The sequence below is a fragment of the Streptomyces sp. NPDC046335 genome (genome assembly GCF_055587985.1).
In genome coordinates, this window is the sequence record NZ_JBVJFF010000005.1 from 471,713 (window position 1) to 497,839 (window position 26,127).

Below are 26,127 nucleotides of genomic sequence, written 5' to 3' on the forward strand. Positions count from 1 at the left end.
CGGCCGGCCCACACGGCACGACTGGCGCACCCGACGAACCCGCCCCGCCCCGCACGGCCGACCGCACAGCAAAACCCAGCCCACCCGCCGAACCCGGGCTGCCGCCTGCCCGGCGTGCCCCGCACACAGGACGCGACCGGCCGCCGCACGGCACGGCCGGCCGACGGGACGACCGGCCCGCCGAGCGTGACGGACACGGCCGACCCACGCGGCACGACTGGCGTACCCGGCGAACCCGACCCCACGGCGTGACCGGCCCGCACGCCTCCCCGGCGTGCCCCGCACACAGGATGCGACCGGCCGCCGCACGGCACGGCCGGCCGCCGGGACAACCGGCCCGCCGAGCGTGACGGACACGGCCGACCCACACGGCACGACTGGCGCACCCGACGAACCCGACCCGCCCCGCCTGCCCGGCGTGACCGGCGAGCCCCGCACACAGGACTCAACCGGCCGCCGCACGGCACGACCGGCGCACCCGCCGAACCCGCCCCGCCCGGCACGGCCGACCGCACAGCAAAACCAGCCCACCCGCCGAACCCGGCCTGCCCCGCCTGCCCGGCGTGCCCCGCCCCCCGGCGAACCCGCCCCCCACGGCGTGACCGCCCCGCACGCCTCCCCAGCCTGCCCCCCCACCCCGACGCGAACGGCGCGCCCCGCCTCCCCCCGCGAAAACCATTCGCCCCGCCCCGCCCCCCGCGCCTAAGATGCCTCCTTCCCCGGCCTCCCTCGTGGAGTGCCGCTGCCCGGACGGGAACCGGGTGGCCGCAAGAGGCAGGGTCGAACAGTCGTGGCGGTGGACCGCAGCGGCGGCTGTGGCGGCCCGCGCCACGACACCGCAGAACCGCCGGAGGCATACGTGTACGCGCACGACCAGACCGACCCCCTCGCCCGCGAGCGGGGTCACCTCGACGCGTCCCGTTCCGCGCTGCGCGCCATGCGCGCGGACGCCGAGGCCCTCGACATCCGTGACGTCACCGCGAACTGGGTGAACGCCGCCGTCCTCGAAAGGCAGATCGAGGACCGCATCAAGTCCCTCGCCGACCTCGCCCACACCCCGCTGTTCTTCGGCCGCCTCGACTACCTGCACGCCCCGGGCGCCGAGCAGGCGGAGGGCGCGGGGGGCGAGCGGTTCTACATCGGGCGGCGCCACGTGCACGACGCCGACGGCGACCCGATGGTCGTCGACTGGCGCGCGCCGGTCTCCCAGCCGTTCTACCGGGCCTCGAAGAAGGCCCCGATGGACATCGCGCTGCGCCGCCGCTTCGGCTACACCGGCGGCGACCTCACCGCGTACGAGGACGAGCACCTCAGCGACGCCGACGAGGTGGAGCGGACCAGCGCGCTGCTCCAGCGCGAGATCGAGCGGCCCCGCGTCGGCCCGATGCGGGACATCGTCGCCACCATCCAGCCCGAGCAGGACGAGATCGTGAGGAGCGGGCTGAGCGGCAGCGTCTGCGTCCAGGGCGGCCCCGGCACCGGCAAGACCGCCGTCGGCCTGCACCGCGTCGCCTACCTCCTGTACGCCCACCGCGAGCGGCTGGCCAGGACGGGGACACTTGTCATCGGGCCGAACGCCTCGTTCCTCCACTACATCGAGCAAGTGCTGCCCGCGCTCGGCGAGTTGGAGGTCAAGCAGGCCACCGTAGGCGACCTCGTCTCGCACGTGGAGGTGCGCGGCGCGGACGAGCCCGCCGCAGCCGTCGTCAAGGGCGACGCCCGCATGGCCGAGGTGCTCCGCAAGGCCGTGCGCTCGCACGTCTCCTTCCCCACCGAGCCGGTCGTCGTGGTGCGCGGCTCACGGCGCTGGCGCGTCCCCGCGTACGAAGTGGAGGAGCTGATCCGGGAGTTGCTGGCGCGCGACATCCGGTACGGCGCCGCGCGTGACGCCCTGCCGCAGCGCATCGCCCACGCCGTCCTGGTCCGCATGGAGCAGTCGGGCGAGGCCCCCGACGACCGCGTGCAGGACGCCGTGGCGCGCAACCCGGCGGTGAAGGCGGCCGTCAAGGCCCTGTGGCCGCCGGTCGACCCGGCGAAGCTGGTCCTGCGGCTGCTGTCGGACGCGGAGTTCCTCGCCGCGCACGCGGACGGGGTACTGACGGAGGAGGAGCAGCGGACGATCCTCTGGGCCAGGCCCGCGAGGAGCGTGAAGTCCGCCAAGTGGTCGGCGGCGGACGCGGTGCTCGTCGACGAGACGGCCGACCTGGTCTCGCGCACGCACTCGCTGGGCCACGTGGTGCTCGACGAGGCGCAGGACCTCTCCCCCATGCAGTACCGCGCGGTGGGCCGCCGCTGCACGACGGGGTCGGCGACCGTGCTCGGCGACCTCGCGCAGGGCACGACGCCCTGGGCGACGCGGAGCTGGGCCGAGGCGCTGGGCCATCTGGGCAAGGGCGACGCGGTGGTGGAGGAGCTGACGGCCGGTTTCCGCGTGCCGCGCGAGGTCATCGCGTACGCCTCCCGGCTGCTGCCCGACATCGCGCCCGGCCTCGCCGAGGTCAACTCGGTGCGTGAGTCGCCGGGTTCGCTCGTGGTGCGGCGCGCCGACGGTGCCGGGGCGCTGGACGCGGCCTGCCTCGCCGCGTGCGAGGAGGCGCTGCTGCGGGAGGGTTCGGTGGGCCTGATCGCGGCGGACTCCCGGGTGCCGGCGCTCGCGGAGGCGCTGAAGGCGGCGGGGGTCACGCCACTGTCGCCCGGCGAGGAGACGACGCCCGACACGCGGCTGACCCTGGTGCCCGCCTCCCTCGCGAAGGGCCTGGAGTACGACTACGTGGTGCTCGACGAGCCCGCCGCCGTCGTCGACGGCGAGCCCGACCAGCGGACCGGCCTGCGCCGCCTGTACGTGGCGCTGACGCGTGCGGTGTCCGGGCTGACCGTCGTGCACGCGGCGGACCTGCCCGCGCAACTCGCCTAGGAGTCCCGCTTGCCGCCGTCCGCCGGGCCCGCGGCGGACGGCAGGTGGGTCACGAGGAGCACCAGGCCGGCCAGGGTCACGACGCGGGTCGCCGAGTCCAGGCCGTTCCAGTCCTCCGACTGCCACATGGAGAACCACTCGCCGCCGATGCCGATGAACCCGGCGCCGAACAGCAGCAGCACCATCAGCAGGCCGAGCGTGCCGAGGCGGCGGGCGCGCGGGTAGCCGGAGCGGCGCCGCAGGGCCCCGGTCCACAGGGCTGTCGCGGCGATGAGCACCAGCGCGGCGACGGTCTCCCAGACGATGATCGCGACGTACGCCGCGTCCTGGAGCCCGGTGGACGTCACCGCGCGCCACATCAGGTCGTCGTCCTTGAAGGTGGTGTCCATCGCCAGGACATGGCGTACGAACTGCTGGTTGGTGCCGAAGTCGGTGATGTTCCCGAAGGCGACGAGCGTGATGTAGAGCGCGACGGTCCCGGTGAGCAGGGCAGCGGCGGCGGGCAGTGCCCGGTCTGACGGTGCGGTATTCATAATTCCCCTCCCTAGGGCACCAGTTCTACCCCGAGGGCTCGGGAGGCGCCCCGCCAGGGGCGGGGCGCCGCGCTACTCCCGCCCGTCGACGGCCCGGCGCCACTGCGCCACGGCCTCCGCGGAGACCGGCGCCGTCCACCCGGAGGGCCGCGCCGCGCCGCCGATGTGGAAGGCGTCCACCCCGGCCGCGCGCAGTCCGGGCAGGTGGTCGAGGCGGAGGCCGCCGCCGACCAGGAGCCGCTGCTCGTAGCCCGGGTCGCCGCGGCGGGCCGCCTCGGCGACCAGCGTGGGCAGGCCGTCGTCGACGCCGCCCGCGGCGCCCGCGGTGAGGTACGTGTCGAGCCCCGGCAGGTCCGCGAGCTGCTTGCGCAGGGCGTCGCGGTCGGCGGCGCGGTCGATCGCCCGGTGGAAGGTCCACCGGCAGCCGTCGAGGGCGGCCACCAGCGGCTCCACGGCCGCCAGGTCGGGGGCGCCCGCCTCGTCGAGGAAGCCGAGCACGAACTCGTCGGCGCCCTCGCTCCGCAGCTCACCGGCCCTGCGTACGAGCTCGTCGACGTCCCCGGCGGCGAAGCCGTCGGCCAGTCGCAGCATGACGCGCAGCGAGATGTCGACCCGGGAGCGGATCGCGGCGAAGGTCTCACGCGAGGGGGTGAGGCCGTCCGCGGCCATGTCGGTCACCAGCTCGAGCCGGTCCGCACCTCCGTCCCTGGCGGCGACGGCGTCCTCGGCGTCGAGGGCGATCACCTCCAGCACTGCACGCTTGCTCATGGATGTCTCTTCCTTCTCATCACGGCCCGGTCCGTCTCCAGGCCCACACCGATGCACAGGTCTAGTCCAATTACCAGCCTACGCGCAGAACACCCCGGCGCGAGGCGACTCCCTCGTACCGGGGTGATCCGCTCGGCGTCGCGGCGGTTCAGACCAGCGGCTTGAACCCCCTGAGACGCAGGCTGTTGCCGACCACGAAGACCGAGGAGAAGGCCATGGCCGCCCCGGCGATCATCGGGTTGAGCAGGCCGGCCGCGGCGAGCGGCAGCGCGCCGACGTTGTAGGCGAAGGCCCAGAACAGGTTGGTCCTGATCGTGCCGAGGGTGCGGCGCGAGAGCCGGATCGCGTCCGCCGCGGCCCGCAGGTCCCCTCGTACGAGAGTCAGGTCGCCGGCCTCGATGGCGGCGTCCGTCCCCGTGCCCATCGCCAGGCCCAGGTCGGCCTGGGCGAGGGCCGCCGCGTCGTTCACGCCGTCGCCGACCATGGCCACGCTGCGGCCCTCGGCCTGGAGCCGCTTGACCACGTCGACCTTGTCCTGCGGCAGCACCTCGGCGATGACGTCCTCGGGGGCGATGCCGACCTCTGCGGCCACCGATGCCGCGACCGCCTTGTTGTCGCCGGTCAGGAGGATCGGGGTCAGACCGAGCGCGCGCAGCCGCCGGATCGCCTCGGCGCTGGTGTCCTTCACCGCGTCGGCGACCTCGAGGACCGCCCGCGCCTCGCCGTCCCAGGCGACCGCGACGGCCGTACGCCCCGCTTGCTCGGCCTCCGCCTTGGCCCGCTTCAGCTCGGCCGGCAGGTGGATCTCCCACTCGGCGAGCAGTTGTTCGCGGCCGACCAGGACCGCGTGGCCCTCGACGACGCCCTGCACACCGAGCCCGGCGACGTTCGCGAAGTCCTCGGGGGTGGGTAGCGGGCCCGCCTCAGCGGCGGCCCCGGCGGCGATGGCCCGCGCCACGGGGTGCTCGGAGGAGTGCTCCAGTGCGCCCGCGAGCCGCAGGGCCTCGGCGGCGGTGGTGCCGGGGGCGGTGTGCGTGGCGAGCAGGGTCATGGTGCCGGTGGTGACGGTGCCGGTCTTGTCCAGGACGATGGTGTCGACCCGGCGGGTGGACTCCAGGACCTCCGGGCCCTTGATCAGGATGCCGAGCTGGGCGCCGCGCCCGGTGCCGACCATGAGGGCGGTCGGGGTGGCGAGGCCCAGGGCGCACGGACAGGCGATGATCAGCACGGCCACGGCCGCGGTGAAGGCGGCGGTGAGCCCGGCGCCGTTGCCGAGCCAGAAGCCGAGGGTGGCGAGGGCCAGGCCGATGACGACCGGCACGAAGACCGCGGAGATCTTGTCGGCGAGGCGCTGGGCGGCGGCCTTGCCGTTCTGCGCGTCCTCCACGAGCCGCGCCATGCGGGCGAGCTGGGTGTCGGCGCCGACGCGGGTGGCCTCGACGACGAGGCGGCCGCCCGCGTTGAGCGTGGCCCCGGTGACCGCGTCGCCCGCGCCGACCTCGACGGGCACGGACTCGCCGGTCAGCATGGAGGCGTCGACGGCCGACGCGCCCTCGACGACCCGTCCGTCGGTGGCGATCTTCTCGCCGGGCCTGACCAGGAAGCGGTCACCGGTCTTCAGCTCGCTCACCGGCACGGTCTCCTCGCGCCCGCCGTCGCGCAGCACGGTGACGTCCTTGGCGCCGAGTTCGAGCAGCGCCTTGAGGGCGGCGCCCGCCTTGCGCTTGGAACGGGCCTCGAAGTAGCGCCCCGCGAGGATGAAGGCGGTGACGCCGGCCGCGGCCTCCAGGTAGATGTTCCCGGCGCCGTCGGTGCGCGCGATGGTCAGCTCGAAGGGGTGGGTCATGCCGGGCGTGCCCGCGGTGCCGAAGAACAGCGCCCACAGCGACCAGAGGAACGCCGCCGACGTGCCGACCGAGATCAGCGTGTCCATGGTGGCCGCGCCGTGCCGGGCATTGGTGAAGGCGGCCTTGTGGAAGGGCCAGGCGGCGTACGTCACGACGGGCGCGGCCAGGGTCAGCGAGAGCCACTGCCAGTACTCGAACTGCCAGGCGGGGACCATCGCCATGGCGATGACGGGCACGGCGAGCAGCACCGCGGTGACGAGCCGCTCGCGGAGCTGCCGCAGTCCGTCGCCGTCCCGCGCCCCGGCCCCGTCGCCGCCCGGGTCGGCGGCTCCCTCGCGCATGTCCCGTACGGGGGCGGGCTCCTGCGCCGTGTAACCGGTGGCCTCGACGGTGGCGATGAGGTCGCCCACGGAGATGTCGGCGCCGCGGTAGCTGACCTTGGCCTTCTCGGTGGCGTAGTTGACGGTGGCCTCGACGCCGTCCATGCGGTTGAGCTTCTTCTCGATCCGCGCGGCGCAGGAGGCGCAGGTCATGCCACCGATGGCGAGCTCTACCTCTGCCGCCTCGGTATGGCCGGGGGTGGTGGTGGACATGTCGCAGGCTCCTCGTGAGACTTCGCGGCTCCGCTTCGGATACCCGGGCCGGGTACCCCTGACGAGATCCACGTTATACCCAGGGGGGGTACCCAGCGCAAGGGCGATCCGGGCTTGACTTAGTACCCCCCAGGGGTATCGTCGTCCCTAAGTCGAGCCGAGTGCCGCCGAAGAAGCCAGGAACGCCAGGGAGCCGTCATGAACACCGCGCTGAAGATCACCGCCTTCACCACCGCCGTCGCCGCCACGTTCGGCACCGCGTACGGAGTGGGCCAGGCCGTCGACCCCGTCACGGACAAGCCACCGGCCGCCGCCCCGCACCAGGAACACGGCGAGGCGGACCAAGGGAAGACAGGGGCCGACAGCACCCCCGGCGGCCTGCGGATCTCCGAGGGCGGCTACACCCTCGACCTCAGGACGACCCGCGTCGAAGCAGGCCAGAAGGAAGAGCTCCGCTTCGCCGTCGTCAAGGACGCGACCGGCCGGAACGTCACCGCGTACGAGAAGGAGAACACCAAGGAGCTGCACCTCATCGTCGCCTCACGGGACCTGACCACCTACCGCCATCTGCATCCGGAGCGCGCGGCGGACGGCACCTGGTCGACCCGGGTCACGCTCCCCGAGGCGGGCGGCCACCGCGTCTTCGCCGACTTCCACCCCCGGGGCGCCAAGGAGTCCCTGACGCTCGGCGCCGACCTGGCGGTGGCGGGGAAGTCCGCACCGAAGGAGCTTCCGGCCAAGAGCGCCAAGGCCACGGTGGACGGCTACGACGTCACGCTGAAGGGCGACCTGAAGTCGGGCAGGGCCGAGGACCTCACCCTGAGCGTGGCGAAGAACGGCAGGCCGGTAACCGACCTCCAGCCCTACCTCGGCGCCTACGGCCACCTGGTCGCCCTGCGCTCCGGCGACCTCGCCTACCTCCACGTCCACCCGAACGGCGAACCGGGCGACGGCGCGACGAAGCCGGGCCCCGGGGTCTCCTTCACGACGACGGCACCGAGCGCGGGCGCGTACCGCCTGTTCCTGGACTTCAAGCACGAGGGCGAGGTCCGCACGGCGGCGTTCACGGTGTACGCGGGGGACCACGAGGGCGGCGGCGGGGGCGCGGAGAAGAGCGACGGCGGCGGCCACGGACACTGAGGCCCCCCCGGCCGCCCCCCGGGCCCCGCGCCCCGGCCCCGCCGGCCCCGCGGTCGGCGCCTCAGCCGAAGAGGACCAGCTCGTCCTCGCTCGCCCCGGCCAGTTCGTACCGCGTGCCCGTGAGCGGGCGGCCCGCGCAGAGGCGGATCAGGGTCGGCGCGTCGCCGATGTAGCGGGCCGGGGGCCGCCGGCCGTCCGTGGCGCCGAGGGTCAGCGGCTCGTCCCGCCCGTCGATGTCGGCGTGCACCGCGAGACCCGGCCTCGCCCTGGCGAACGCACCCCTGCTGAACTGCCCGAGCAGCGGCAGCGCGTCCGCCAGCGTCGCACCCGCGTACGCGCCCGGCCTGCCCCAGGCCTCCCGTACGTCACCGGCGTGCACCCACTCCCCCAGGGCGACCCCGTCGAGCTTCCCCTTGGCCGCGGCGAGCACGGGCCCCACTTCGGTGAGGCCGCGCTCCAGCTCGTCGACGACGCGCGAGTTCGGCCAGTCGGCGCGCTCGGCGATGTCCCTCTCATTGCTCTCGGCGGAGAACACGCCCTCCTCGAAGCGGCTCTCGACCACCCGCATCAGCGCGGCACCGCAGTGCGCGAGCGCGTGCCGCACGGTCCAGCCGGGACAGCAGGTGCGGATCGCGTACGCGTCGTCGGGCGCGTCCCTCAACAGCGGTATCAGGGCGTCGCGTTCGGCGATGAGCAGCCGTCCCGCGCGCTCGGGCTCGTACGTCTCGTCGGGCGTCGTGGTCGTCATGGACCGAGCCAACCGCCCGCGGCGGCTCCTGGCAAGGCACGGTCGCCGTGGGCCGCGGCCGGTCATGGCACAGGCTCTAGGGGGTTTCTGATGGATCTCCCGCGACGCCGCGGAGATCCATCAGAAACCCCCTAAGGTCGAGGCATGGCACCCACGGCTGACCACGGCGACACCGACCTCCGCGCCCGCTGGCTCCGGACGCTGCTGCGCGCGCGGAACACCGAAGAGTGCGTCTTCGACCCGTACCGGATCGCCGACAACCTCATCGAGCGCTGGGCCGAACCGCAGCGGCGGTATCACACCACCGCCCACCTGACGGCGGTCCTCGACCACATCGACGTACTGGAGGACCACGCCGAGGACGCCGAGCTCGTCCGCCTCGCCGCCTGGTTCCACGACGCGGTCTACCTCCCCGACCGCTCGACGAACGAGGAGCGCTCCGCCCGCCTGGCCGAGCGCGCGCTCCCCGAGGCGGGCCTCACCGCGGCGCAGATCGCCGAGGTGGCCCGTCTGGTCCGCCTCACCGTCAGCCACGACCCGGCCGACGGCGACCACAACGGCGAGGTGCTCTGCGACGCCGACCTGGCGATCCTGGCGTCGGAACCGGCCGCCTACGCCGCCTACGCGGCGGCCGTGCGCGAGGAGTACGCCTTCGTGCCCGACGAGGCGTTCCGCGCCGGACGGGCGGCGGTCCTCCACCAACTCCTGGCGCTGCCACGCCTGTTCAGGACACCGCACGGGGCGGCCCACTGGGAGGCCGCGGCGCGCGAGAACCTCTCAACGGAGCTGGCCCTGCTCGCCCCGTAATTCAGAGGCCCGTCGACCCGGCCCTCCCGTACGCTGCGCGCATGCTTCTCATGGGCGGGGACCGGGTCGAGGAAGCCGTGGCGCATGCGGCGAAGGTGCTGCGTACGGTCGTGGACCGGGACTGGGACGGACCGGCGGGCGGACTCGAATGGAGCTGCCTGGAGACGGCGGAGCACGCCGCGGGCTGCCTCGTCGCGTACGCGGGGCAGCTCACCGGGCGGGCCGCCGGTGACTGGGTGCCCTTCGAGGTCTCCTTCGACGAGGGTTCGGGCCCCGAGGACGCGGTCCGGGTGATCGAGGCGACCGGGGGGCTGCTGGCCTCGGTGGTCCGCACGACGCCCCGGGGGGTCCGCGGATTCCATCCCTTCCCCAGCGGCAGTGCGGACGCGGCGGGGTTCGCCGCGATGGCGGCCGCCGAGCTCCTGCTCCACACGTACGACATCGCCTCGGCGCTCGGCGCCGAGGCGGAGCCGCCCGCACCGCTCACCGAAGCCGTCCTCGCGCACCTCTTCCCGCATGTGTCGCCCGCCGCCTCGGGGGCGAGCCCCTGGGAGGTCCTGCTCTGGGCCACCGGGCGTGGCGAGCTGCCGGGGCGGGCCCGGCGGACCTCGTGGCGGTGGCACAACGCGGCCTCGCTGGACGCGGGGCCGCTGGCGCTGCGTGAGGTCCCTCCGGCCGCCGCCGCGGATCTCGCCGAGGGCGGCACCGGTGGGCTCACGTGGATCGAGGGCGGGCCCTTCGGGGGGACGCGGGGCGCGGCGGGGAAGCTCGTGAAGGGGTACGTGTCCGGGGTGCACCGCCCCGGGTTCGGCGTCTACGCGATCGTCCGCACCGCGGACGAGGTGGCCGTCGGAGCCATCGGTTTCCACGGGCCGCCGGACGACGAGGGCAGCGTGGAGATCGGCTACGACCTCGCCGAGGCCGCGCGGGGCCGCGGCTACGCCACAGTGGCCCTCCGGGCGCTGGCCGCCTGGGCCCTGGCGCGCCCCGACGTCACGTCCCTCCTGGCCCAGGTGGAACCCGGCAACCTCCCCTCCCAGGCAGTCCTGACCCGCGCGGGCTTCACGCCCCTGCCCATGCGCGAGCCGAACCTCGCGTACGGGTTGCGTTAGCCGCCGGAACCGCCGAAGCCGCCGGGTCAGGAATGCGGCGGCTTCGCACCGCGTTGACGCCGGTTATGCCGATCTCCGCCCAGACCGCGAAGCCGAACGCCAGCGGTACCCGTATGCCCGTAGCCGTCTACATGCTCGGCCTCGCCGTCTTCGCGCTCGGCACCAGTGAGTTCATGCTCAGCGGCCTGCTGCCGCCCATCGCCGACGACATGGGCGTCTCCATACCCAGCGCGGGGCTCCTCATCTCCGCCTTCGCCATCGGCATGGTCATCGGCGCCCCCCTCCTCGCCGTGGCGACCCTCCGCCTCCCCCGCCGTACGACACTGATCGCGCTGATCACGGTGTTCGGCCTGGGCCAGGTGGCCGGTGCCCTCGCGCCGAGCTACGAGATCCTCTTCGCGTCCCGCGTCATCAGCGCCCTCGCCTGCGCCGGCTTCTGGGCGGTCGGCGCCGCCGTAGCCATCGCCATGGTCGACTTCAACCAGCGTGCCCGCGCCATGGCGGTGATGATCGGCGGCCTCTCCATCGCGAACGTCCTCGGCGTCCCCGCGGGCGCGTTCCTCGGCGAGAACTTCGGCTGGCGCTCGGCGTTCTGGGCGGTCGCCGCGGCCTCCGCCGTCGCCCTCATCGGCGTCCTCACGCTCATCCCCCGCATCCCGCTCCCCGAGGAGAAGCCGCAGCTCAAGAAGGAGCTGTCCATCTACGGCGACCGTCAGGTCTGGCTCTCGATCGCCGTCACGGCCCTCGCCGCGGGCGGCGTGTTCTGCGCGTTCTCGTACCTCTCCCCGCTCCTCACGGACGTGGCCGGCCTCTCCGAGGGCTGGGTTCCGACCGTCCTCGGCCTCTTCGGGGCGGGCGCGCTGGTCGGCACGGTGATCGGCGGCCGCGTGGCGGACGCGCACCTGTTCGGGGTGCTGCTCAGCGGCATAGCGGCGTCCACCGTCTTCCTGGTCTCGCTGGCCCTGTTCGCCGCGACGCCCGCCGCGGCGATCACCCTCTCGTTCCTCCTCGGCCTCTCCGCGTTCTACACGGCCCCGGCCCTCAACGCCCGCATGTTCAACGTCGCGGGCGCCGCCCCGACCCTGGCGGGCGCGACCACCACGGCGGCGTTCAACCTCGGCAACACCGGCGGCCCCTGGCTCGGCGGCACGGTGATCGACCTCGACTTCGGGTACGCGGCCACGGCGTGGGCGGGCGCGGCGATGACGGCGGTGGCGATCGTGGGAGTGGCGCTGTCGCTGCGCCTGCACCGCGGGGCACCGAGCCGCGTGGTCGAGACGTCGGCGGCCGTGCCGACCCCGCCCGAGGCGACACCGGCCGTGACGCGCCCCGCGTCGGAGACCGCTGCCGAACCCCGCTAGGCCGGCCGCCCCTTCGGCCTCCGCAGCCCGGCCTCCGTGAGCCTGCGCACCAGTTCCTTCGGGCCGATCTCGACGGCCCCCGCCCGCACCGCGTCCTCGTACCGGTGGGAGGGGATGTCGTAGTGGTCGCGTTCGAAGGCGCGCGGCGGCGCGCCGATGGCGGCGGCGAAGGCGTGCAGTTCGTCGTACGAGACGTCGCTGACCAGGTGCGACCACATGCGCCCGTGGCCGGGCCAGGTCGGCGGATCGATGTAGACCGTCACGTGAGCCGGCCCACGGGGGCCACGACGACCCCCGCCTTCGCGCACACCCAGTGCGGGTCGGGCCCCAGCTCCGGCTCGACGTCGAGGGCGTGCGGGTCCCCGGAGCCGCAGACGGGGCAGAGCGGCCACCGCCCGTACCGTTCGAGGAGCGCGTCCTGCACGTCCTGGGCGACGAGCCCGGCCACGTAGTCGATGCCTTCGGGCCACTGCTCGACCCACCAGCGCCGGTGCGCCACCGACTGCTCGACGAGCGAGACGACCTCGGCCTCGGCGACCTGCCGGGCCACGAGGTCGGCGAGGACGAGTGCGCGGGCGGCGTGCAACGCCTGCTCCAGTGGGTCGATCGTGTCCATGCCCTCCATTGTCGCCCCGTGGGTGGCGCACGGAAAAAGATCACGGTCGACGAGCGAGTACCCGCACACCGGAATCCGACCTCCGGGGTCTTGACCGCCCCCAGGGCTGAAAATATCTTTCAGACGTGACCAATGACGTGAAGGAAATTTTCACGGGCGCGGCACCCCCCGCCCCCGCCGCCCTCGCGGCCAAGGTGCGGACCCTGGCGCCCTCGATGACGCGGTCCATGCAGCGGGTCGCCGAGGCGGTCGCCGGCGACCCCGCCGGCTGCGCGGCCCTCACGGTCACCGGCCTGGCCGAGCTCACCGGGACCAGCGAGGCCACGGTCGTCCGCACCGCCCGCCTCCTCGGCTACCCGGGCTACCGCGATCTGCGGCTCGCGCTCGCCGGGCTCGCCGCCCAGCAGCAGTCGGGGCGCGCGCCCGCCGTGACCGCGGACATCGCCGTCGACGACCCGATCGCGGACGTCGTCGCGAAGCTGGCCTACGACGAGCAGCAGACCCTCGCCGACACGGCCGCGGGGCTCGACACGGTGCAGCTCGGCGCGGCCGTCGCCGCGCTCGCGGGCGCCCGGCGCGCGGAGATCTACGGGGTCGCCGCGTCCGGCCTGGTCGCGCAGGACCTCGCCCAGAAGCTGCTGCGCATCGGGCATGTCGCGCACGCCCACTCCGACCCGCACCTGGCGGTCACCAACGCGGTGACGCTGCGCGCCAAGGACGTGGCGATCGCGATCACCCACTCCGGTTCGACGGGTGACGTCATAGAACCGCTGCGCGTCGCCTTCGAGCACGGGGCCACGACGATCGCGATCACCGGCCGCCCGGACGGCGCGGTCTCCCAGTACGCCGATCACATACTGACCACGTCCACCGCGCGGGAGAGTGAGCTGCGCCCGGCCGCGATGTCGTCCCGTACGAGTCAGCTGCTCGTGGTGGACTGCCTGTTCGTGGGCGTAGCCCAGCGGACATACGAAACGGCGGCCCCAGCACTGGCCGCCTCCTACGAAGCGTTGGCCCACCGCCACAGCCCCCGCAACGTCCGCTAGCCCTGGCCCCTGGGCCCTGACCACTGACCCTGGCCCCTGACCACTGCCCCCTGACCGCTGGCCCTGACCGCTGGCCCTGGCCCTGGTCCCTAGACCCTGACTACTGAGCCTGGGCCCTGACCGCTAGACCCTGACCGCCGGCCCTGACCGCTGGGCCTGGCCCCTAGAGACTGCCCCCTAGGGTCTGACCGCCACGCCCCGACCACTGGGACCTCATCCCTAGACCCTGATCCCTAGACCCCGATCCCTAGTGCCTGACCGCTGGGCCCCGGCCGCTGGGCCCCGCCAGGCCCAGCCGTCGGCCCTCAGCGTCGGCCGGTCCGAGCGGGCTCGCTCGGAACGGCCAACCCCCAACCCCCCTCACCCACGAGACACGGAAGAGCCGCAGACGCCATGACCTCCACCACCGACGCCACCCCCTCCCACCCCGGTGACCGCGAGCACGGCACCTCCCGGCTCGGCGACACCCCCCGGCACGGGGACTACGGAGAGCTCCGCGCCCAGCTCGCCACCCTCACCACCGAGGCGTTCCGGCCAGAGCTCTCGGAGATCGACCGGCAGCCCACCCTGGAGATCGCACGGATCATGAACGGCGAGGACGCCACCGTCCCCACGGCCGTGGCCGAGCAGCTCCCGGCGATCGCCGCCGCCATCGACGGCACCGCCGAGCGCATGGCCCGCGGCGGCCGCCTGATCTACGCGGGCGCGGGCACCGCCGGCCGCCTCGGCGTCCTCGACGCCTCCGAGTGCCCGCCCACCTTCAACACCGACCCGGCGGAGGTCGTCGGCCTCATCGCGGGCGGCCCGAGCGCCATGGTCAAGTCGGTCGAGGGCGCCGAGGACAGCAAGGAGCTGGCCGCCCAGGACCTGGACGGCCTCGGGCTCACCGAGGACGACGTCGTCGTCGGCATCTCGGCCTCCGGCCGCACCCCGTACGCGATCGGCGCCGTCGAACACGCCCGCGCCCGCTACGGCGCCCTCACCATCGGCCTGTCCTGCAACGCGGACAGCGCCCTCGCGGCAGCGGCCGAGCACGGCATCGAGGTCGTCGTGGGGCCCGAACTCCTCACCGGTTCAACCCGGTTGAAGGCGGGCACGGCCCAGAAGCTCGTCCTCAACATGATCTCGACGATCACGATGATCCGCCTCGGCAAGACGTACGGGAACCTGATGGTGGACGTAAGGGCGTCGAACGAGAAGCTGCGCGCCCGCTCCCGCCGCATCGTCGCGCTCGCGACGGGCGCCTCCGACGAAGAGATCGAGGCCGCCCTCGCCGCCACCGACGGAGAGGTGAAGAACGCCATCCTGACCATCCTCGGCAAGGTGGACGCCCCCACCGCCGCCGAACTCCTGACCACATCCAACGGCCACCTCCGAGCAGCCCTGGACAACACCCACCCCAGCTAGCCCCCACACCAGTTCGGGCCACCACTCGATCCGGCGAAGCGCGTGACTGGAGCTCCTCACCGATCGGCATCACCGCAAGATCGAGGAGTACGCGGCCCTGCCCATCTGACGTACGACCGAGCCAAGGACGGAGACGCGAAATGAGCCACACCCGCTGGAAGCCGGCCCGCGAGAGGAAGCTCCTTGAGGGGCACTCGGAGTCACCGGAGGCCGAGACCGAACGCGCTGAGATCCGCCTCGCGATGGCCTTCGCCAGGGCCGTCTACGACCGCCGCGTCGAGCTCGACCTCACCCAGGCAGAGGTGGCCGAGCGCGCGGGCCTCACTCAGGCCAAGATCTCCCGCATCGAAGGCGCGGACGCGGTCCCCACACTGCCCCTCCTGCGCCGCGTGGCCACGGCCATGAACGCCTCCCTGAACATCGCCCTGGACGCCGACCACGAAGAGGTCAGATTCACCGGCCACCCGGCGGCCTGATCTCACCGTCAACGGCAGCCGGGCCGAATCCCCGCGCAGGTGTACACACTCCTGCGTACACTCGGAGTATGAGCGAGAACGTCACCATCCGGGAAGCCCGTGCTCACCTCGCCGAGGTCGTCGACAAGGCCGAGGCCGGCGAGGTGACCGTGCTGACGCGTAAGGGAAAGCGCGTAGCCGCCCTGGTGCCCATAGAGGTCCTGGACGCCCTGGACGAGGCCGCCGACGAGCTCGCCGCACGCGAGGCCGAGCGCCACCGTGACGACCCCACCGTCGGCATGGCCGAGCTGCTGGCGGACCTGTTCGAAGGCGATGGCAAGGACGACGGCGCCAAAGCCAAGGGCGACGCCGCGTGAAGTACGCCTTCCGCTTCACCACCCACGCCCAGCGCCAGCTCCGCTCCATCGACCGCCAACAGGCACTGCGCATCCTGACGGCCCTCGCCTCACTCGGGGACGACCCCCACCGGGACGACGCCGACACGAAGAAGCTCACCGGCCACGACGGCCTGTACCGGTTGCGCGTCGGAAGCTTCCGCGTCGTCTACGAGATCCAGGACGACGTCCTGGTCATCCTCGTCGTCCACGTCGGCAACCGCCGCGACGTCTACCGCAGCCTGTAAGCCCGGCCGGAGACCCGGAACCCCGCGCACCCGGCAGCCCGGCGCCACCGGCCACGCCACGGCCACGACCACGGCCAAGGCTGCGGAACGATCACCGCGGCCTCGACTGGGCCTGACGGTTCAGCTCCCGCACCCGTTCCCGCAGGACCTCCATCGTCGGCGCCCGCCCCACCTCCCCCGGCGGGCAGTCCCACTCCCGGCCGCCGCCGATCGGCCTGAGCTGGACGAGGCCGCCCTCACAGCCCATCACCTCGCCCACGCTGCCGTCCCTGTGGTCCACGGCGTACGTCCCCGCCTCCGGCACCTCCGGGTCCTCGCTCATCGCGCGGCCCCCTCAAGGACCGCCGCGAGCCGCAGCGCCGTGTCCAGGTTGCAGCGCCCCAGCTCCACCAGCGGCAGCGCGCCCGCCACGCTCAACGGGTCCACCCGCAGCGACGGCAACGTCACCCCGACCTCCGCGAGCCCCGCCCTGACCTGCCGGACCACCTCCTCCGCCGCCCGCAACCGCTCTTCCGCCGTCAGCGCCATGATCTCTGCCTCTCACACCCAGTGTTGCTCTTCGCTCACTTAGCGTGGCCGACTCTGCGTACGCTGAGAAGCGCAGGCCACCCAACAACCCCCCGTGTCGGATGGATAGTTGCCCATGACGCGACCCAAGGACCTGGACCCGTCCTCCAACCCCCGAGCCCTCCTCGGCGCCGAACTGCGCCACGCGCGCGAACGGGCCGGCCTCAGCCAGGAGGCGCTGGGCGCGCCGCTGTTCGTGAGCGGCTCGTTCATCGGCCAACTGGAGGCCGGGACGCGGCGGATGCACCTGGAGTACGCGGTGCACTTCGACGAGGTACTCGACACGGGGGGCTTTTTCGCCCGCAACTGCGGGGCTCTCGCCAAGTCCCGGTATCCCGACCACTTCGCCGAAGCGGCCGAGGCGGAGGCGGTAGCCACGGAGATCCGGGAGTACGCAACCACCTTGATCCCGGGGTTGCTCCAGACCGGGGCGTACGCGGACGCGGTTTTCCGCGCCTACCACCCAACAGCCCGGGGCGAGAAGATCGACACCCTCGTCGCAGCCCGCCTTGAACGTGCGTCTCTTCTCGACGACCCAACAACCCCTTTGTTGTGGGTGATCCTCGACGAAGCCGCCGTCAGGAGACGGACTGGAGGCGACGCGGTGATGGCCGAGGCCCTCCGCCATGTGGCGGCTCTCGCGCACACGCACCGCGCCATCGTGCAGGTACTGCCCTTCGACGCAGGGGCACACGCCTCCATGACCGGATCTCTGAAGCTCATGGAGTTCGAGGACGCTCCCCCGCTTTCCTTCGTCGAAGGGCCAGACATGGGCAAGCTTCTTGACGACCCGGGCACTGTCAGCCGACACACCTTGACGTTCAACCTCCTCCAGGCCGCAGCACTCTCCCCGAAGGAATCCCTGGCTCTGCTTGAGTCAGTGGCGCAGGATTACGCGCATGGAGAACTTCACCCGTGAGTACGAGTACGACCTGAGCACCGCTGTCTGGCACAAGTCCAGCTACAGCGGCGGTAGCGGCAGCGACTGCGTGGAGGTCGCCACCTGGCGCAAGTCCACGTACAGCGGCGGCGAAGGCGGCAACTGCCTAGAGGTCGCTGACGGGCACCCCGGAGTCGTTCCGGTCCGTGATTCCAAGAACCCCGAGGGCCCCCGGCTCACGTTCCACGCGACCGCGTGGTCCGCGTTCCTCGGCGCGGTGAAAGCACCCTAGGAACGGCGGACGCGTCGCGCGGGGGGCCTATTCGTCCCCGCACCCCTCCCAGAAGTCGGGAGTCCCGTGGGAGACGACAAGCCCGTACGACTCGACCACCTCGCAGTCGTGCTGCTCGACCCACTGGTAGGCCAGGACGCTCCAGACCACGGCCAGGATCACCGCCACCACGCCCGGCACGCTCCAGCGAGAGCGGGGGCGGGAGGGCCCTCCGGGAGGGCGCCCGCCGTCCCGGGGCGGCCCGCCGCCAGGTCCCTTGGGTGGTTCCCAACCCGGGCCGGTGTACCCCCGGGGCCGCCACCCTTCCTCGTCATTCGGCATGCCGCCAGTATCCAGGGACGTACGCGCAACTACACGTGTCCGGACGGGAGTTGTTCGGTCGGAAGTTGCTGGGACGCCGCCCATACGGCGGCGCCACCGAAGCTCAAGCCGCAAGCCCCGAGCCCTCATTCTGCGGAAGGGGAGGTGGGCCTCAACCCACCCTCCCTCCCCGGCCGTTGACATGGCCGCGCACATTCCGCGTTCGGCTTGCCACGCAGGGTTACGAAGCTCTAGCGTGCCCACATAACGAACAACCCCCGCCCGGTGCTGCGAACACCTGCGGGGGTCTGACCACGAAGATCGAACCCACTAGAAAAGCGATCCCATGGCTGAGCCCAAGAGTAGTACCGACCCCATCGCCCCGCATACGACCCCACACCCCCTGGCAGGACCCGGCTACGGAAAGCGCTCGGCGCCCGGCCAACTCCCCAGGACTAACCAGGACTTCCCGCACCTGCCGCCCCGCGAGGCGGCCATCGCCGCGTACGTGGACCGGCTCCCCGACGGCACGGACATCTCCGTGAAGACCCTGGCCAAGCACCTCCCGTACGGGCAGTGCGCCCTCCGCACGGCCCTCAACAGGCTCCAGGCCGCAGGCCACTTGCGGCGCGGCAGGGAGCACGTACGAGGAGAGGGCACCGCCCGCTGGATCACCCGGACGTGGTTCTCGCGTACCGCGCGGGACGACACCTGGTGGGCGGCGTTCACGCGCGGCGACGTGCCCGAGGCGGAGCCGGACGGCCCCCGGCATCCCACCAGGAGCCGCGCGTTCATCCTGCTGGCAGCCCTCGGCCGGACGGCCCCCGCGCTGTCCCTGTCGTACGCCGACTGCGTGGCACTGGAACCGCGGGTCACGCCGTGGTTCGAGCGGGGCGCGACGGAGCCGGAGATCCTGCGGGCCCTCACCAGCGGCCTGCCCACCCCCGTACACAGCCCCGCGGCCCTGGTCCGCAGCCGCCTGACCTCCAAGCTGCCCCCGGAACCACCGGTCCGCCCGCGGGCCCTGCGCGTCCTGGAGTGCTCCAGATGCGGTGCCCCTGGCAGCGCAAAGGCCCTCCCGGGCGGCACCTGCGGCCCCTGCCGAGGCAATCCGACCCCGCCCCGCACGGCCCCCCTGCCCCCCGAGGCAGTCAGGGCCCACGCAGCAGCGGCACGTACCGCCGCGGGCAACCCGAGGGAAAGGACACACGCATGACCGTTCCAACGGTCCGGCGGCACAGGTCCGGGGCACGATGGGAGCGAGGAGGCACCACCATGACCCCTGGCACCGATGAACGCCCCCAGATGTCCGCCGAGGAATTCGAGGAGCTGGCACGCCGCGCCCCGGAGGCCGTGTCGCTCGCGTTCCTCGGCGGCAAGGTGAGCGTCAAGCACGGCCCGATCAGCGTCGAGGACTTCGAGGAGCTCGCACGCGTGGCCCCCGAGACCGTCACGCTCGAACTCATCGACGGAAAGCTAGAGGTCAAACCCGTGCCGGACGGCGACCACGGCGAGATCATCATGTGGGTGCTCCGGCAGTGCATGATGCAACGCCCCGAGCTGGCCCTGTATCCGGAACAGGGCCTGCGCATCGACACGTACCGGAGGGGCTGCGTCAGGCCGGACGGCGCCCTGGCCCCTGTCGGCTACTTCGCCGGGCAGGAGGAGTGGGCCTCCGCCGACGGAGTCCTGATGACCGTCGAGGTCACTTCCGGCGACCGCGACACCGAGCGCCGCGACCGGCAGGAGAAGCCGCGCGCCTACGCTTGCGCCGGCATCCCGGTCTACCTCCTCATCGACCGCGACAACAACACGGCCGTCGTGTACAGCTCCCCGGAGAACGGCAGCTATCAGAGCCGCCACCCGTACCACTACGGCTCCACCGTCCGCCTCCCCTCCCCCGTCGCCATCACCCTCGAAACCGAGAAGCTCAAGGACTACACGACCTGACCCCGGCTCCGCTCCCGGCCCCGCCCCCGCCCGGCCCCCGGGTCCGCTTCGCGACAGACTTGGCTCGCTCCGGGGGGGGCGTCGCAGGACCGGCCGTGCGGTGAGTTGGCCGACGCGCCGCCACCGGGCGGGCCCTCCTCCGCCGCCGCCGTCCGCGCACCCCTGGCCAGGAAGCCGTACTCCCCCACGCCCCACGCGTAACCGGCCGAAGCCGCGCTGTCCGAAAGGACCTGACCGCCCGCGCGATTCGGGCGCTCGCCCTACCCCGCGTCCACCCGACGTACCAAAGATGGCACCGCACGTGACCGGCACGCGGACGTCACCGCAGCGGCACGACCGGAGGGGACCCTTCATGACCGAGTACGGCACGACTGACGAACCGCACGAGCCCACCGACCCGAGAGTCTCCGAGGCCCTGGGCTCCGCCGCCCGCATCACCCTGGCCCCCGGCCCGAGAGAAGCGAGGGAAGCCCCGGCCGAGGCACCGGCTCCGGACGACGAGTGGGCCCTGCCCGGCGGCACGGCCTGGGTGTACCTCGCCAACCCCAAGCTGGGCCTGACCCGCCCGGTGATCCTCGGCGACGGCTTCAACTCGGGACCCAGCGAGCTGGCCTTCTCCTGGGAGATCCTGGAGCGCGGCCCGTACCCGTTCCTCAGCGAGCTCCGCGCCCGCGGGTACGACGTCATCCTGCTCGGCTTCGACGAGCGCAGCGCCTCGATCCTGGAGAACGCCGACGTCGCCAGGGCCGCGATCATCGAGACGATCGCGCGGCGCAAGGGCAGCCACCCGCTGACCGTCGGCGGCTTCAGCATGGGCGGCCTCGTCACGCGGTACGCGCTGGCCAAGATGGAGCACGACGGCGGCGAGGAGAACGACCACCAGACCGGCCTGTACTTCTCCTACGACAGCCCGCACCGCGGCGCCTGGATCCCCCTCGCCCTCCAGTCGTTCGCGCACTACATCCGCAAGCTCAACGGGGCCTTCTCGAACCAGATGAACAGCCCGGCCGCCCGCCAACTCCTGTGGCAGCACATCACCGAGTGGGACGACACCCCCGAGACCGACAAGGACCGCGTCGAGTTCATCGCCGAACTGGACCGCGTCGGCGGCTGGCCGTCACGGCCCAAGAAGATCGGCGTCGCCAACGGCGTGCGCACCGGCGAGGGCAACGGCATCCGCGGCGGTGAGAAGGCCTTCCACGGCAAGGGCCTCGCCATCACCGGCACCCGGCTGCACACCCAGTCCGCGGGCGAGAACCAGCTCGTCGCACAGCTGCGGGTGGTGACCCTGCGCAAACCGCAGATCCACACCTCGGACATCCCCGAGATCGACGGCGCCCCCGGCGGCACCCTGGAGGGCTTCGGCATCCTCGCCGACGAGCTGGACAAGATCCCCGCCCTCATCGGCCTCGGCTCCCAGGCCGACATCCGCGCACACTGCTTCGTCCCGGCGGTCAGCGCGATCGCCCTGCGCGACATCGACACCCACGAGAAGCTGTACGGGCCGGTCACGGCCTCCGCCGCCGAGGACAGCGAACTGGACGAGTTCCTCTGCGCCTCCCGGAACGAGGGCCACACCCTGGTCACCGAGGAACTCTGCACCTGGCTCATGGACCGCCTGCCGTAGCGCCGTAGCGACACTCGGAAACGCCCGAAGGCGGCACCCCTTCGTGAGAAGGAGTGCCGCCCTCGGTTCGCGTGAAGCGATGAACCGCTGATCCGCGAGGGATCAGAAGTCCATGTCACCGCCCGGCATGCCGCCGCCGGCCGGGGCGGAGCCCGCCTTCTCCGGCTTGTCGGCGATGACGGCCTCGGTGGTGAGGAACAGCGCGGCGATGGACGCGGCGTTCTGCAGGGCAGAGCGCGTGACCTTCGCCGGGTCGAGGATGCCCTCGGCGATCATGTCGACGTACTCACCGGTCGCGGCGTTCAGGCCGTGGCCGATGGGAAGGTTGCGGACCTTCTCGACGATGACGCCACCCTCAAGGCCGGCGTTGACCGCGATCTGCTTCAGCGGGGCCTCAAGGGCCAGCTTCACAGCGGCGGCACCCGTGGCCTCGTCGCCCTCGAGCTCAAGCTTCTCGAAGACAGCGGCGGCCTGGATGAGGGCCACGCCACCACCGGCGACGATGCCCTCTTCGACGGCGGCCTTCGCGTTGCGAACGGCGTCCTCGATGCGGTGCTTGCGCTCCTTGAGCTCGACCTCGGTCGCGGCACCGGCCTTGATGACCGCAACACCGCCGGCGAGCTTCGCCAGGCGCTCCTGGAGCTTCTCGCGGTCGTAGTCCGAGTCGCTGTTCTCGATCTCGGCGCGGATCTGGTTGACGCGACCCTGGACCTGGTCGCTCTCACCGGAGCCGTCGACGATCGTGGTCTCGTCCTTGGTGATGACGACCTTGCGGGCACGGCCGAGCAGGTCGAGACCGGCGTTCTCCAGCTTGAGGCCGACCTCCTCGGAGATGACGGTGCCACCGGTGAGGATGGCGATGTCGCCGAGCATGGCCTTGCGGCGGTCACCGAAGCCCGGAGCCTTGACGGCGACGGACTTGAACGTGCCACGGATCTTGTTGACGACCAGGGTCGACAGGGCCTCGCCCTCGACGTCCTCGGCGATGATCAGCAGCGGCTTGCCGGACTGCATGACCTTCTCGAGGAGCGGAAGGAGGTCCTTCACGTTCGAGATCTTCGAGTTGACGATCAGGATGTACGGGTCGTCGAGCGACGCCTCCATACGCTCCATGTCGGTGGCGAAGTACGCCGAGATGTAGCCCTTGTCGAAGCGCATGCCCTCGGTGAGCTCAAGCTCGAGCCCGAAGGTCTGCGACTCCTCGACGGTGATGACGCCTTCCTTGCCGACCTTGTCCATCGCCTCGGCGATGAGCTCGCCGATCTGGGTGTCGGCGGCGGAGATGGAGGCCGTCGAAGCGATCTGCTCCTTGGTCTCGACATCCTTGGCCTGCTCGAGGAGAGCGCCCGAGACGGCCTCGACGGCCTTCTCGATGCCGCGCTTCAGAGCCATCGGGTTGGCACCGGCGGCCACGTTGCGCAGACCCTCGCGCACCAGGGCCTGGGCCAGGACGGTCGCGGTCGTCGTGCCGTCACCGGCGACGTCGTCCGTCTTCTTCGCGACCTCCTTGACCAGCTCGGCGCCGATCTTCTCGTACGGGTCCTCGAGCTCGATCTCCTTGGCGATGGAAACACCATCGTTGGTGATCGTGGGGGCGCCCCACTTCTTCTCGAGGACGACGTTGCGACCCTTGGGGCCCAGGGTCACCTTGACGGCGTCGGCGAGCTGGTTCATGCCGCGCTCGAGGCCGCGCCGTGCCTCCTCGTCGAACGCGATGATCTTGGCCATGTGAAGTGGTCCTCCCGGACAGGGGTGGCATGCTTCCGGATCGCGCCAGCGCCCGCGACGGACGGCCTGCAAGCCTTGTGGTTCCTTGCCCCACCCGGCCTGCGGGCCTCACCGACCCGATCCAAGTTCTGTCACTCTCACTGGGAGAGTGCTAAGCCCAATGATTAGCACTCGACCCCTGCGAGTGCAAGCGCCTCTCACGGTCTCGGACAGACTCCGCCCCGGAGCAGGACGCACATGAGGGGCCCGTACCCCCATGGGATACGAGCCCCTCACGATGCTTGCGTCGGTGGCCGTTCGCGCCGAGCTAGACGGCGAGCTTGACCATGTCCGCCTGCGGACCCTTCTGGCCCTGCGAGATCTCGAACTCGACTCGCTGACCTTCTTCCAGGGTGCGGTAGCCGTCCATCTGGATCGCGCTGTAGTGGACGAAAACATCCGCACCACCGTCGACCGCGATGAAGCCGTACCCCTTCTCCGCGTTGAACCACTTGACGGTGCCCTGAGCCATGCCGAACTCCCCTATTTCTGGCCCTTGCACAGGACCGCACTTCGCGGACCCGGGTCAGACCTCACCCCCCATTGATTGGGGGTGTGCGCCGGAACGCGTCGACCGCCGCTGAATGTATCTGCCCAACTGCCCTCTGCAACAGGTCAATCGGACGAGAATTCTGGGCATGACTGATCGGAGATTTGCGGAGAGTTCCCCGGATTCCAGGGCAATTCGGGCCGGGCAAAAGCCACAGAAGACCCATAAAGGCAGCACGCATTGGCTACTTCTTGTCGACTCCGGGCCGACTTCGGATATGCACTCGACACTGACGGCGAAGCGCGTTTCCCAACTGTACCGCGCTCAACCATGCTGAATTGCCCCCTCCGCTTCTCTCGCGGAGGGGGCAATTCAGCTCATGCGGGCTGTTCGGACAAATGATCAGCCACCGGCGACGGCGGGAATGATCGAGATACCGGCGCCGTCCGGGGTGGCCGTTTCGAGACCCTGCTCGAAACGGACGTCGTCGTCGTTCACGTACACGTTGACGAAGCGGCGCAGCTTGCCCTGGTCGTCGAGGACGCGCGCGGCGATGCCGGCGTGGTTCTTCTCCAGATCGGCGATGACCTCACCGAGGTTGCCCCCCTCGGCGGCGACCTCGGCCTTCCCGCCGGTGTAGGTACGGAGAATGGTGGGGATACGGACGTTCACGCTCATGGGATTCACCTCAGAGGTACGGGCCCCGTCAGGGGCGCGGGGAACTGCGCGAGGACGGACCACGGCCCGCGGCCGACAGCGGACCACGGGCCCTGCGGCGGCTATTCGGCCAGACCCGCGGCGCGAAACGCCTCAAGGCTGGGCGGAATCGTGGCGGTCGCCTGAGAGGTCTCGGCAACGGCGTCAAGCGTCTTGAGCCCGTCCCCCGTGTTCAGCACGACCGTGGTGAGGGCCGGGTCGATGAGCCCCGCCTCGACGAGCTTCTTGGTGACGCCCACCGTCACCCCGCCGGCGGTCTCCGCGAAGATGCCCTCGGTGCGGGCGAGGATCTTGATCGCCTCGACGACCTGCTCGTCGTTCACGTCCTCCACCGCGCCGCTCGTGCGACGCGCGATGTCCAGGACGTAGGGCCCGTCGGCGGGGTTGCCGATGGCCAGCGACTTGGCGATGGTGTTCGGCTTCTGGGGGCGCACGACGTCGTGCCCGGCCTTGAACGCGGCCGACACCGGCGAGCAGCCCTCGGCCTGGGCGCCGAAGATCTTGTACGGCTTGTCCGCCACGAGACCGAGCGCGATCAGCTCCTTGAGCCCCTTGTCGATCTTCGTGAGCTGCGATCCGGAGGCGATCGGGATGACGAGCTGGTCGGGCAGTTCCCAGCCGAGCTGCTCGCAGATCTCGTACGCGAGGGTCTTGGAGCCCTCGCCGTAGTAGGGCCGCAGGTTGACGTTGACGAAGCCCCAGCCCTCGCCCAGCGGGTCGCCGATGAGCTCGGAGCAGAAGCGGTTCACGTCGTCGTAGTTGCCCTCGATGCCGACGAGCTCGCCGCCGTAGACCGCGGCCATGACGACCTTGCCCTGCTCCAGGTCGTGCGGGATGAACACGCAGGAGCGGAAGCCGGCGCGGGCCGCGGCGGCACCGACGGCGCCCGCGAGGTTGCCGGTGGAGGAGCAGGAGAGCGTGGTGAAGCCGAAGGCGCGCGCGGCTTCGAGGGCCTGCGCGACGACGCGGTCCTTGAAGGAGTGCGTCGGGTTGCCGGAGTCGTCCTTGACGAACAGCTTGCCCTGCTCGACGCCGAGCTCACGGGCGAGGTTGTCGGCCTTGACGAGCTTGGTCCAGCCCGGGTTCAGGTTCGGCTTGTCGGCCACGTCGGCGGGGACGGGCAGCAGCGGGGCGTAGCGCCAGATGTTGGCGGGGCCCGCCTCGATCCGCGCGCGCAGTGACTCAGGGTCACCGAGAGGCAGGTCGTACGAGACTTCGAGAGGCCCGAAACACTCGACGCAGGCGAAAATGGGGCCGAGGGGGAACGTGGTGCCGCACTCGCGGCACACGAGGCCGGAGGCCGGTCCGAGGTCGACGGTGTGGGTCGTTTCGGTGGCGACGGTCTGAACAGCCATGGAGGCGAGGCCCTTTCTCCTCATCTTCCTCGCGACGCATCTCGCCGCGAGACGGAATTGGCACCTTCCCCGCCGTGACCTCGCGGTCGGCGGAATGGTTGCCGGGGCTTCAACGGGCCGTTTCCCTCTGCCCCTCTGGATGAGCGGTTTTCGATTATGGGTTTCAGTTGTTGGTCGGAACGCGGCGGTGAC

General features: G+C 71.8%; 28 protein-coding genes and 1 riboswitch. Of the genes, 15 read left to right on the forward strand and 13 right to left on the reverse strand.

Annotated features, from left to right (window positions below):
* Nucleotides 1–859 precede the first annotated feature (859 nt).
* Nucleotides 860–2,914 carry a HelD family protein gene (locus ACZ6JY_RS14555; RefSeq protein WP_469196150.1) on the forward strand — a complete coding sequence of 685 codons (2,055 nt, stop codon included), beginning with the start codon at nt 860–862 and terminating at the stop codon, nt 2,912–2,914.
* On the opposite strand, the gene ACZ6JY_RS14560 is transcribed toward ACZ6JY_RS14555, so the two are convergent.
* From ACZ6JY_RS14560 to ACZ6JY_RS14570, 3 genes are all read right to left on the reverse strand, one after another.
* A complete protein-coding gene (locus ACZ6JY_RS14560; RefSeq protein WP_469195810.1) occupies nt 2,911–3,447 on the reverse strand; it encodes a DUF2165 domain-containing protein in 537 nt (178 codons plus the stop codon). The genes ACZ6JY_RS14555 and ACZ6JY_RS14560 overlap by 4 nt on opposite strands.
* A gap of 72 nt (nt 3,448–3,519) precedes the next feature.
* Nucleotides 3,520–4,215, reverse strand: coding sequence for a copper homeostasis protein CutC (locus tag ACZ6JY_RS14565; RefSeq protein ID WP_469195812.1), 696 nt, complete (start codon nt 4,213–4,215; stop codon nt 3,520–3,522).
* 148 nt (nt 4,216–4,363) lie between these two features.
* The gene (locus tag ACZ6JY_RS14570) at nt 4,364–6,655 is read right to left on the reverse strand and encodes a heavy metal translocating P-type ATPase (RefSeq protein WP_469195814.1); all 2,292 of its coding nucleotides are present in this window, start codon (nt 6,653–6,655) and stop codon (nt 4,364–4,366) included.
* A gap of 198 nt (nt 6,656–6,853) precedes the next feature.
* Here ACZ6JY_RS14570 and ACZ6JY_RS14575 point away from each other — a divergent pair, with 198 nt between their 5' ends.
* On the forward strand, nt 6,854–7,795 hold the full coding sequence (locus ACZ6JY_RS14575) for a hypothetical protein (protein WP_469195816.1): 942 nt from the start codon (nt 6,854–6,856) through the stop codon (nt 7,793–7,795).
* A 61-nt stretch (nt 7,796–7,856) separates the two neighbouring features.
* Here ACZ6JY_RS14575 and ACZ6JY_RS14580 read toward each other — a convergent pair whose 3' ends face one another.
* Nucleotides 7,857–8,543 (reverse strand): maleylpyruvate isomerase family mycothiol-dependent enzyme, encoded by a 687-nt coding sequence (locus ACZ6JY_RS14580; RefSeq protein WP_469195818.1) that lies wholly within the window; start codon nt 8,541–8,543, stop codon nt 7,857–7,859.
* Between the two features lie 144 nt (nt 8,544–8,687).
* On the opposite strand from ACZ6JY_RS14580, the gene ACZ6JY_RS14585 reads away from it, so the two are divergent.
* The 3 genes from ACZ6JY_RS14585 (at nt 8,688) to ACZ6JY_RS14595 (ending at nt 11,823) form a co-directional block, all read left to right on the forward strand.
* Nucleotides 8,688–9,350 (forward strand): HD domain-containing protein, encoded by a 663-nt coding sequence (locus ACZ6JY_RS14585; RefSeq protein ID WP_469195819.1) that lies wholly within the window; start codon nt 8,688–8,690, stop codon nt 9,348–9,350.
* A gap of 41 nt (nt 9,351–9,391) precedes the next feature.
* On the forward strand, nt 9,392–10,462 hold the full coding sequence (locus ACZ6JY_RS14590; RefSeq protein ID WP_469195821.1) for a GNAT family N-acetyltransferase: 1,071 nt from the start codon (nt 9,392–9,394) through the stop codon (nt 10,460–10,462).
* A 113-nt stretch (nt 10,463–10,575) separates the two neighbouring features.
* Entirely contained in the window at nt 10,576–11,823 is a 1,248-nt protein-coding gene (locus ACZ6JY_RS14595; protein WP_469196152.1) for a Cmx/CmrA family chloramphenicol efflux MFS transporter, read from the forward strand.
* Here ACZ6JY_RS14595 and ACZ6JY_RS14600 read toward each other — a convergent pair.
* Both ACZ6JY_RS14600 and ACZ6JY_RS14605 read right to left on the reverse strand, forming a co-directional pair.
* Nucleotides 11,820–12,086 carry a DUF4031 domain-containing protein gene (locus ACZ6JY_RS14600; protein ID WP_469195823.1) on the reverse strand — a complete coding sequence of 89 codons (267 nt, stop codon included), beginning with the start codon at nt 12,084–12,086 and terminating at the stop codon, nt 11,820–11,822. The two genes, ACZ6JY_RS14595 and ACZ6JY_RS14600, sit on opposite strands and share 4 nt — an antisense overlap.
* Nucleotides 12,083–12,439 (reverse strand): hypothetical protein, encoded by a 357-nt coding sequence (locus ACZ6JY_RS14605; protein ID WP_447038991.1) that lies wholly within the window; start codon nt 12,437–12,439, stop codon nt 12,083–12,085. Before ACZ6JY_RS14605 ends, ACZ6JY_RS14600 begins: the two co-directional genes overlap by 4 nt.
* A gap of 125 nt (nt 12,440–12,564) precedes the next feature.
* Between ACZ6JY_RS14605 and ACZ6JY_RS14610 the strand changes: the two genes are divergently transcribed.
* The 5 genes from ACZ6JY_RS14610 (at nt 12,565) to ACZ6JY_RS14630 (ending at nt 15,990) form a co-directional block, all read left to right on the forward strand.
* Nucleotides 12,565–13,485, forward strand: a complete 921-nt coding sequence (locus tag ACZ6JY_RS14610; protein ID WP_469195825.1) for a MurR/RpiR family transcriptional regulator — start codon at nt 12,565–12,567, stop codon at nt 13,483–13,485.
* Nucleotides 13,486–13,878: 393 nt separating this feature from the next.
* A complete protein-coding gene (gene murQ / locus ACZ6JY_RS14615) occupies nt 13,879–14,892 on the forward strand; it encodes an N-acetylmuramic acid 6-phosphate etherase (RefSeq protein WP_469195827.1) in 1,014 nt (337 codons plus the stop codon).
* A 140-nt stretch (nt 14,893–15,032) separates the two neighbouring features.
* Complete coding sequence (locus ACZ6JY_RS14620; protein ID WP_469195829.1) at nt 15,033–15,368, forward strand: helix-turn-helix domain-containing protein; 336 nt, start codon at nt 15,033–15,035, stop codon at nt 15,366–15,368.
* A 68-nt stretch (nt 15,369–15,436) separates the two neighbouring features.
* The gene (locus ACZ6JY_RS14625) at nt 15,437–15,724 is read left to right on the forward strand and encodes a type II toxin-antitoxin system Phd/YefM family antitoxin (protein WP_469195831.1); all 288 of its coding nucleotides are present in this window, start codon (nt 15,437–15,439) and stop codon (nt 15,722–15,724) included.
* Nucleotides 15,721–15,990 carry a type II toxin-antitoxin system RelE family toxin gene (locus tag ACZ6JY_RS14630; protein ID WP_469195833.1) on the forward strand — a complete coding sequence of 90 codons (270 nt, stop codon included), beginning with the start codon at nt 15,721–15,723 and terminating at the stop codon, nt 15,988–15,990. The genes ACZ6JY_RS14625 and ACZ6JY_RS14630 overlap by 4 nt, the downstream gene beginning before the upstream one ends.
* Before the next feature lie 91 nt (nt 15,991–16,081).
* On the opposite strand, the gene ACZ6JY_RS14635 is transcribed toward ACZ6JY_RS14630, so the two are convergent.
* Both ACZ6JY_RS14635 and ACZ6JY_RS14640 read right to left on the reverse strand, forming a co-directional pair.
* On the reverse strand, nt 16,082–16,312 hold the full coding sequence (locus ACZ6JY_RS14635) for a hypothetical protein (RefSeq protein ID WP_469195835.1): 231 nt from the start codon (nt 16,310–16,312) through the stop codon (nt 16,082–16,084).
* On the reverse strand, nt 16,309–16,518 hold the full coding sequence (locus ACZ6JY_RS14640) for a hypothetical protein (protein WP_469195837.1): 210 nt from the start codon (nt 16,516–16,518) through the stop codon (nt 16,309–16,311). Before ACZ6JY_RS14640 ends, ACZ6JY_RS14635 begins: the two co-directional genes overlap by 4 nt.
* A gap of 115 nt (nt 16,519–16,633) precedes the next feature.
* Between ACZ6JY_RS14640 and ACZ6JY_RS14645 the strand changes: the two genes are divergently transcribed.
* Complete coding sequence (locus ACZ6JY_RS14645; protein WP_469195839.1) at nt 16,634–17,476, forward strand: helix-turn-helix domain-containing protein; 843 nt, start codon at nt 16,634–16,636, stop codon at nt 17,474–17,476.
* Complete coding sequence (locus ACZ6JY_RS14650) at nt 17,457–17,729, forward strand: DUF397 domain-containing protein (RefSeq protein WP_469195841.1); 273 nt, start codon at nt 17,457–17,459, stop codon at nt 17,727–17,729. The genes ACZ6JY_RS14645 and ACZ6JY_RS14650 overlap by 20 nt, the downstream gene beginning before the upstream one ends.
* Nucleotides 17,730–17,756: 27 nt before the next feature.
* Here ACZ6JY_RS14650 and ACZ6JY_RS14655 read toward each other — a convergent pair whose 3' ends face one another.
* The gene (locus ACZ6JY_RS14655) at nt 17,757–17,900 is read right to left on the reverse strand and encodes a hypothetical protein (RefSeq protein WP_469195843.1); all 144 of its coding nucleotides are present in this window, start codon (nt 17,898–17,900) and stop codon (nt 17,757–17,759) included.
* Between the two features lie 475 nt (nt 17,901–18,375).
* On the opposite strand from ACZ6JY_RS14655, the gene ACZ6JY_RS14660 reads away from it, so the two are divergent.
* The 3 genes from ACZ6JY_RS14660 (at nt 18,376) to ACZ6JY_RS14670 (ending at nt 21,606) form a co-directional block, all read left to right on the forward strand.
* Nucleotides 18,376–19,245, forward strand: coding sequence for a hypothetical protein (locus tag ACZ6JY_RS14660; protein WP_469195845.1), 870 nt, complete (start codon nt 18,376–18,378; stop codon nt 19,243–19,245).
* A 59-nt stretch (nt 19,246–19,304) separates the two neighbouring features.
* Nucleotides 19,305–19,979 (forward strand): Uma2 family endonuclease, encoded by a 675-nt coding sequence (locus ACZ6JY_RS14665; protein WP_469195847.1) that lies wholly within the window; start codon nt 19,305–19,307, stop codon nt 19,977–19,979.
* Nucleotides 19,980–20,331: 352 nt separating this feature from the next.
* Complete coding sequence (locus tag ACZ6JY_RS14670) at nt 20,332–21,606, forward strand: esterase/lipase family protein (RefSeq protein ID WP_469195849.1); 1,275 nt, start codon at nt 20,332–20,334, stop codon at nt 21,604–21,606.
* Between the two features lie 102 nt (nt 21,607–21,708).
* On the opposite strand, the gene groL is transcribed toward ACZ6JY_RS14670, so the two are convergent.
* The 4 genes from groL to thrC form a co-directional block, all read right to left on the reverse strand.
* Nucleotides 21,709–23,334 carry a chaperonin GroEL gene (gene groL, locus ACZ6JY_RS14675; protein WP_469195851.1) on the reverse strand — a complete coding sequence of 542 codons (1,626 nt, stop codon included), beginning with the start codon at nt 23,332–23,334 and terminating at the stop codon, nt 21,709–21,711.
* Between the two features lie 307 nt (nt 23,335–23,641).
* Complete coding sequence (locus tag ACZ6JY_RS14680; RefSeq protein WP_005315736.1) at nt 23,642–23,845, reverse strand: cold-shock protein; 204 nt, start codon at nt 23,843–23,845, stop codon at nt 23,642–23,644.
* A 420-nt stretch (nt 23,846–24,265) separates the two neighbouring features.
* The gene (locus ACZ6JY_RS14685; protein WP_447038979.1) at nt 24,266–24,541 is read right to left on the reverse strand and encodes a MoaD/ThiS family protein; all 276 of its coding nucleotides are present in this window, start codon (nt 24,539–24,541) and stop codon (nt 24,266–24,268) included.
* 101 nt (nt 24,542–24,642) lie between these two features.
* Nucleotides 24,643–25,959, reverse strand: a complete 1,317-nt coding sequence (gene thrC, locus ACZ6JY_RS14690) for a threonine synthase (protein ID WP_469195853.1) — start codon at nt 25,957–25,959, stop codon at nt 24,643–24,645.
* A riboswitch (SAM riboswitch) is annotated at nt 25,953–26,081 on the reverse strand. (Overlaps the previous gene by 7 nt.)
* Between the last annotated feature and the right edge of the window lie 46 nt (nt 26,082–26,127).

Bases quoted from the DNA above. Each gene is read 5' to 3' on its own strand.
- ACZ6JY_RS14560 (WP_469195810.1), bottom strand. From the start codon at position 3,447: ATGAATACCGCACCGTCAGACCGGGCACTGCCCGCCGCCGCTGCCCTG.
- ACZ6JY_RS14565 (WP_469195812.1), bottom strand. From the start codon at position 4,215: ATGAGCAAGCGTGCAGTGCTGGAGGTGATCGCCCTCGACGCCGAGGAC.
- ACZ6JY_RS14570 (WP_469195814.1), bottom strand. From the start codon at position 6,655: ATGTCCACCACCACCCCCGGCCATACCGAGGCGGCAGAGGTAGAGCTC.
- ACZ6JY_RS14575 (WP_469195816.1), top strand. From the start codon at position 6,854: ATGAACACCGCGCTGAAGATCACCGCCTTCACCACCGCCGTCGCCGCC.
- ACZ6JY_RS14580 (WP_469195818.1), bottom strand. From the start codon at position 8,543: ATGACGACCACGACGCCCGACGAGACGTACGAGCCCGAGCGCGCGGGA.
- ACZ6JY_RS14585 (WP_469195819.1), top strand. From the start codon at position 8,688: ATGGCACCCACGGCTGACCACGGCGACACCGACCTCCGCGCCCGCTGG.
- ACZ6JY_RS14590 (WP_469195821.1), top strand. From the start codon at position 9,392: ATGCTTCTCATGGGCGGGGACCGGGTCGAGGAAGCCGTGGCGCATGCG.
- ACZ6JY_RS14595 (WP_469196152.1), top strand. From the start codon at position 10,576: ATGCCCGTAGCCGTCTACATGCTCGGCCTCGCCGTCTTCGCGCTCGGC.
- ACZ6JY_RS14605 (WP_447038991.1), bottom strand. From the start codon at position 12,439: ATGGACACGATCGACCCACTGGAGCAGGCGTTGCACGCCGCCCGCGCA.
- murQ (WP_469195827.1), top strand. From the start codon at position 13,879: ATGACCTCCACCACCGACGCCACCCCCTCCCACCCCGGTGACCGCGAG.
- ACZ6JY_RS14620 (WP_469195829.1), top strand. From the start codon at position 15,033: ATGAGCCACACCCGCTGGAAGCCGGCCCGCGAGAGGAAGCTCCTTGAG.
- ACZ6JY_RS14625 (WP_469195831.1), top strand. From the start codon at position 15,437: ATGAGCGAGAACGTCACCATCCGGGAAGCCCGTGCTCACCTCGCCGAG.
- ACZ6JY_RS14635 (WP_469195835.1), bottom strand. From the start codon at position 16,312: ATGAGCGAGGACCCGGAGGTGCCGGAGGCGGGGACGTACGCCGTGGAC.
- ACZ6JY_RS14640 (WP_469195837.1), bottom strand. From the start codon at position 16,518: ATGGCGCTGACGGCGGAAGAGCGGTTGCGGGCGGCGGAGGAGGTGGTC.
- ACZ6JY_RS14645 (WP_469195839.1), top strand. From the start codon at position 16,634: ATGACGCGACCCAAGGACCTGGACCCGTCCTCCAACCCCCGAGCCCTC.
- ACZ6JY_RS14650 (WP_469195841.1), top strand. From the start codon at position 17,457: ATGGAGAACTTCACCCGTGAGTACGAGTACGACCTGAGCACCGCTGTC.
- ACZ6JY_RS14660 (WP_469195845.1), top strand. From the start codon at position 18,376: ATGGCTGAGCCCAAGAGTAGTACCGACCCCATCGCCCCGCATACGACC.
- ACZ6JY_RS14665 (WP_469195847.1), top strand. From the start codon at position 19,305: ATGACCCCTGGCACCGATGAACGCCCCCAGATGTCCGCCGAGGAATTC.
- ACZ6JY_RS14670 (WP_469195849.1), top strand. From the start codon at position 20,332: ATGACCGAGTACGGCACGACTGACGAACCGCACGAGCCCACCGACCCG.
- groL (WP_469195851.1), bottom strand. From the start codon at position 23,334: ATGGCCAAGATCATCGCGTTCGACGAGGAGGCACGGCGCGGCCTCGAG.
- ACZ6JY_RS14680 (WP_005315736.1), bottom strand. From the start codon at position 23,845: ATGGCTCAGGGCACCGTCAAGTGGTTCAACGCGGAGAAGGGGTACGGC.
- ACZ6JY_RS14685 (WP_447038979.1), bottom strand. From the start codon at position 24,541: ATGAGCGTGAACGTCCGTATCCCCACCATTCTCCGTACCTACACCGGC.
- thrC (WP_469195853.1), bottom strand. From the start codon at position 25,959: ATGAGGAGAAAGGGCCTCGCCTCCATGGCTGTTCAGACCGTCGCCACC.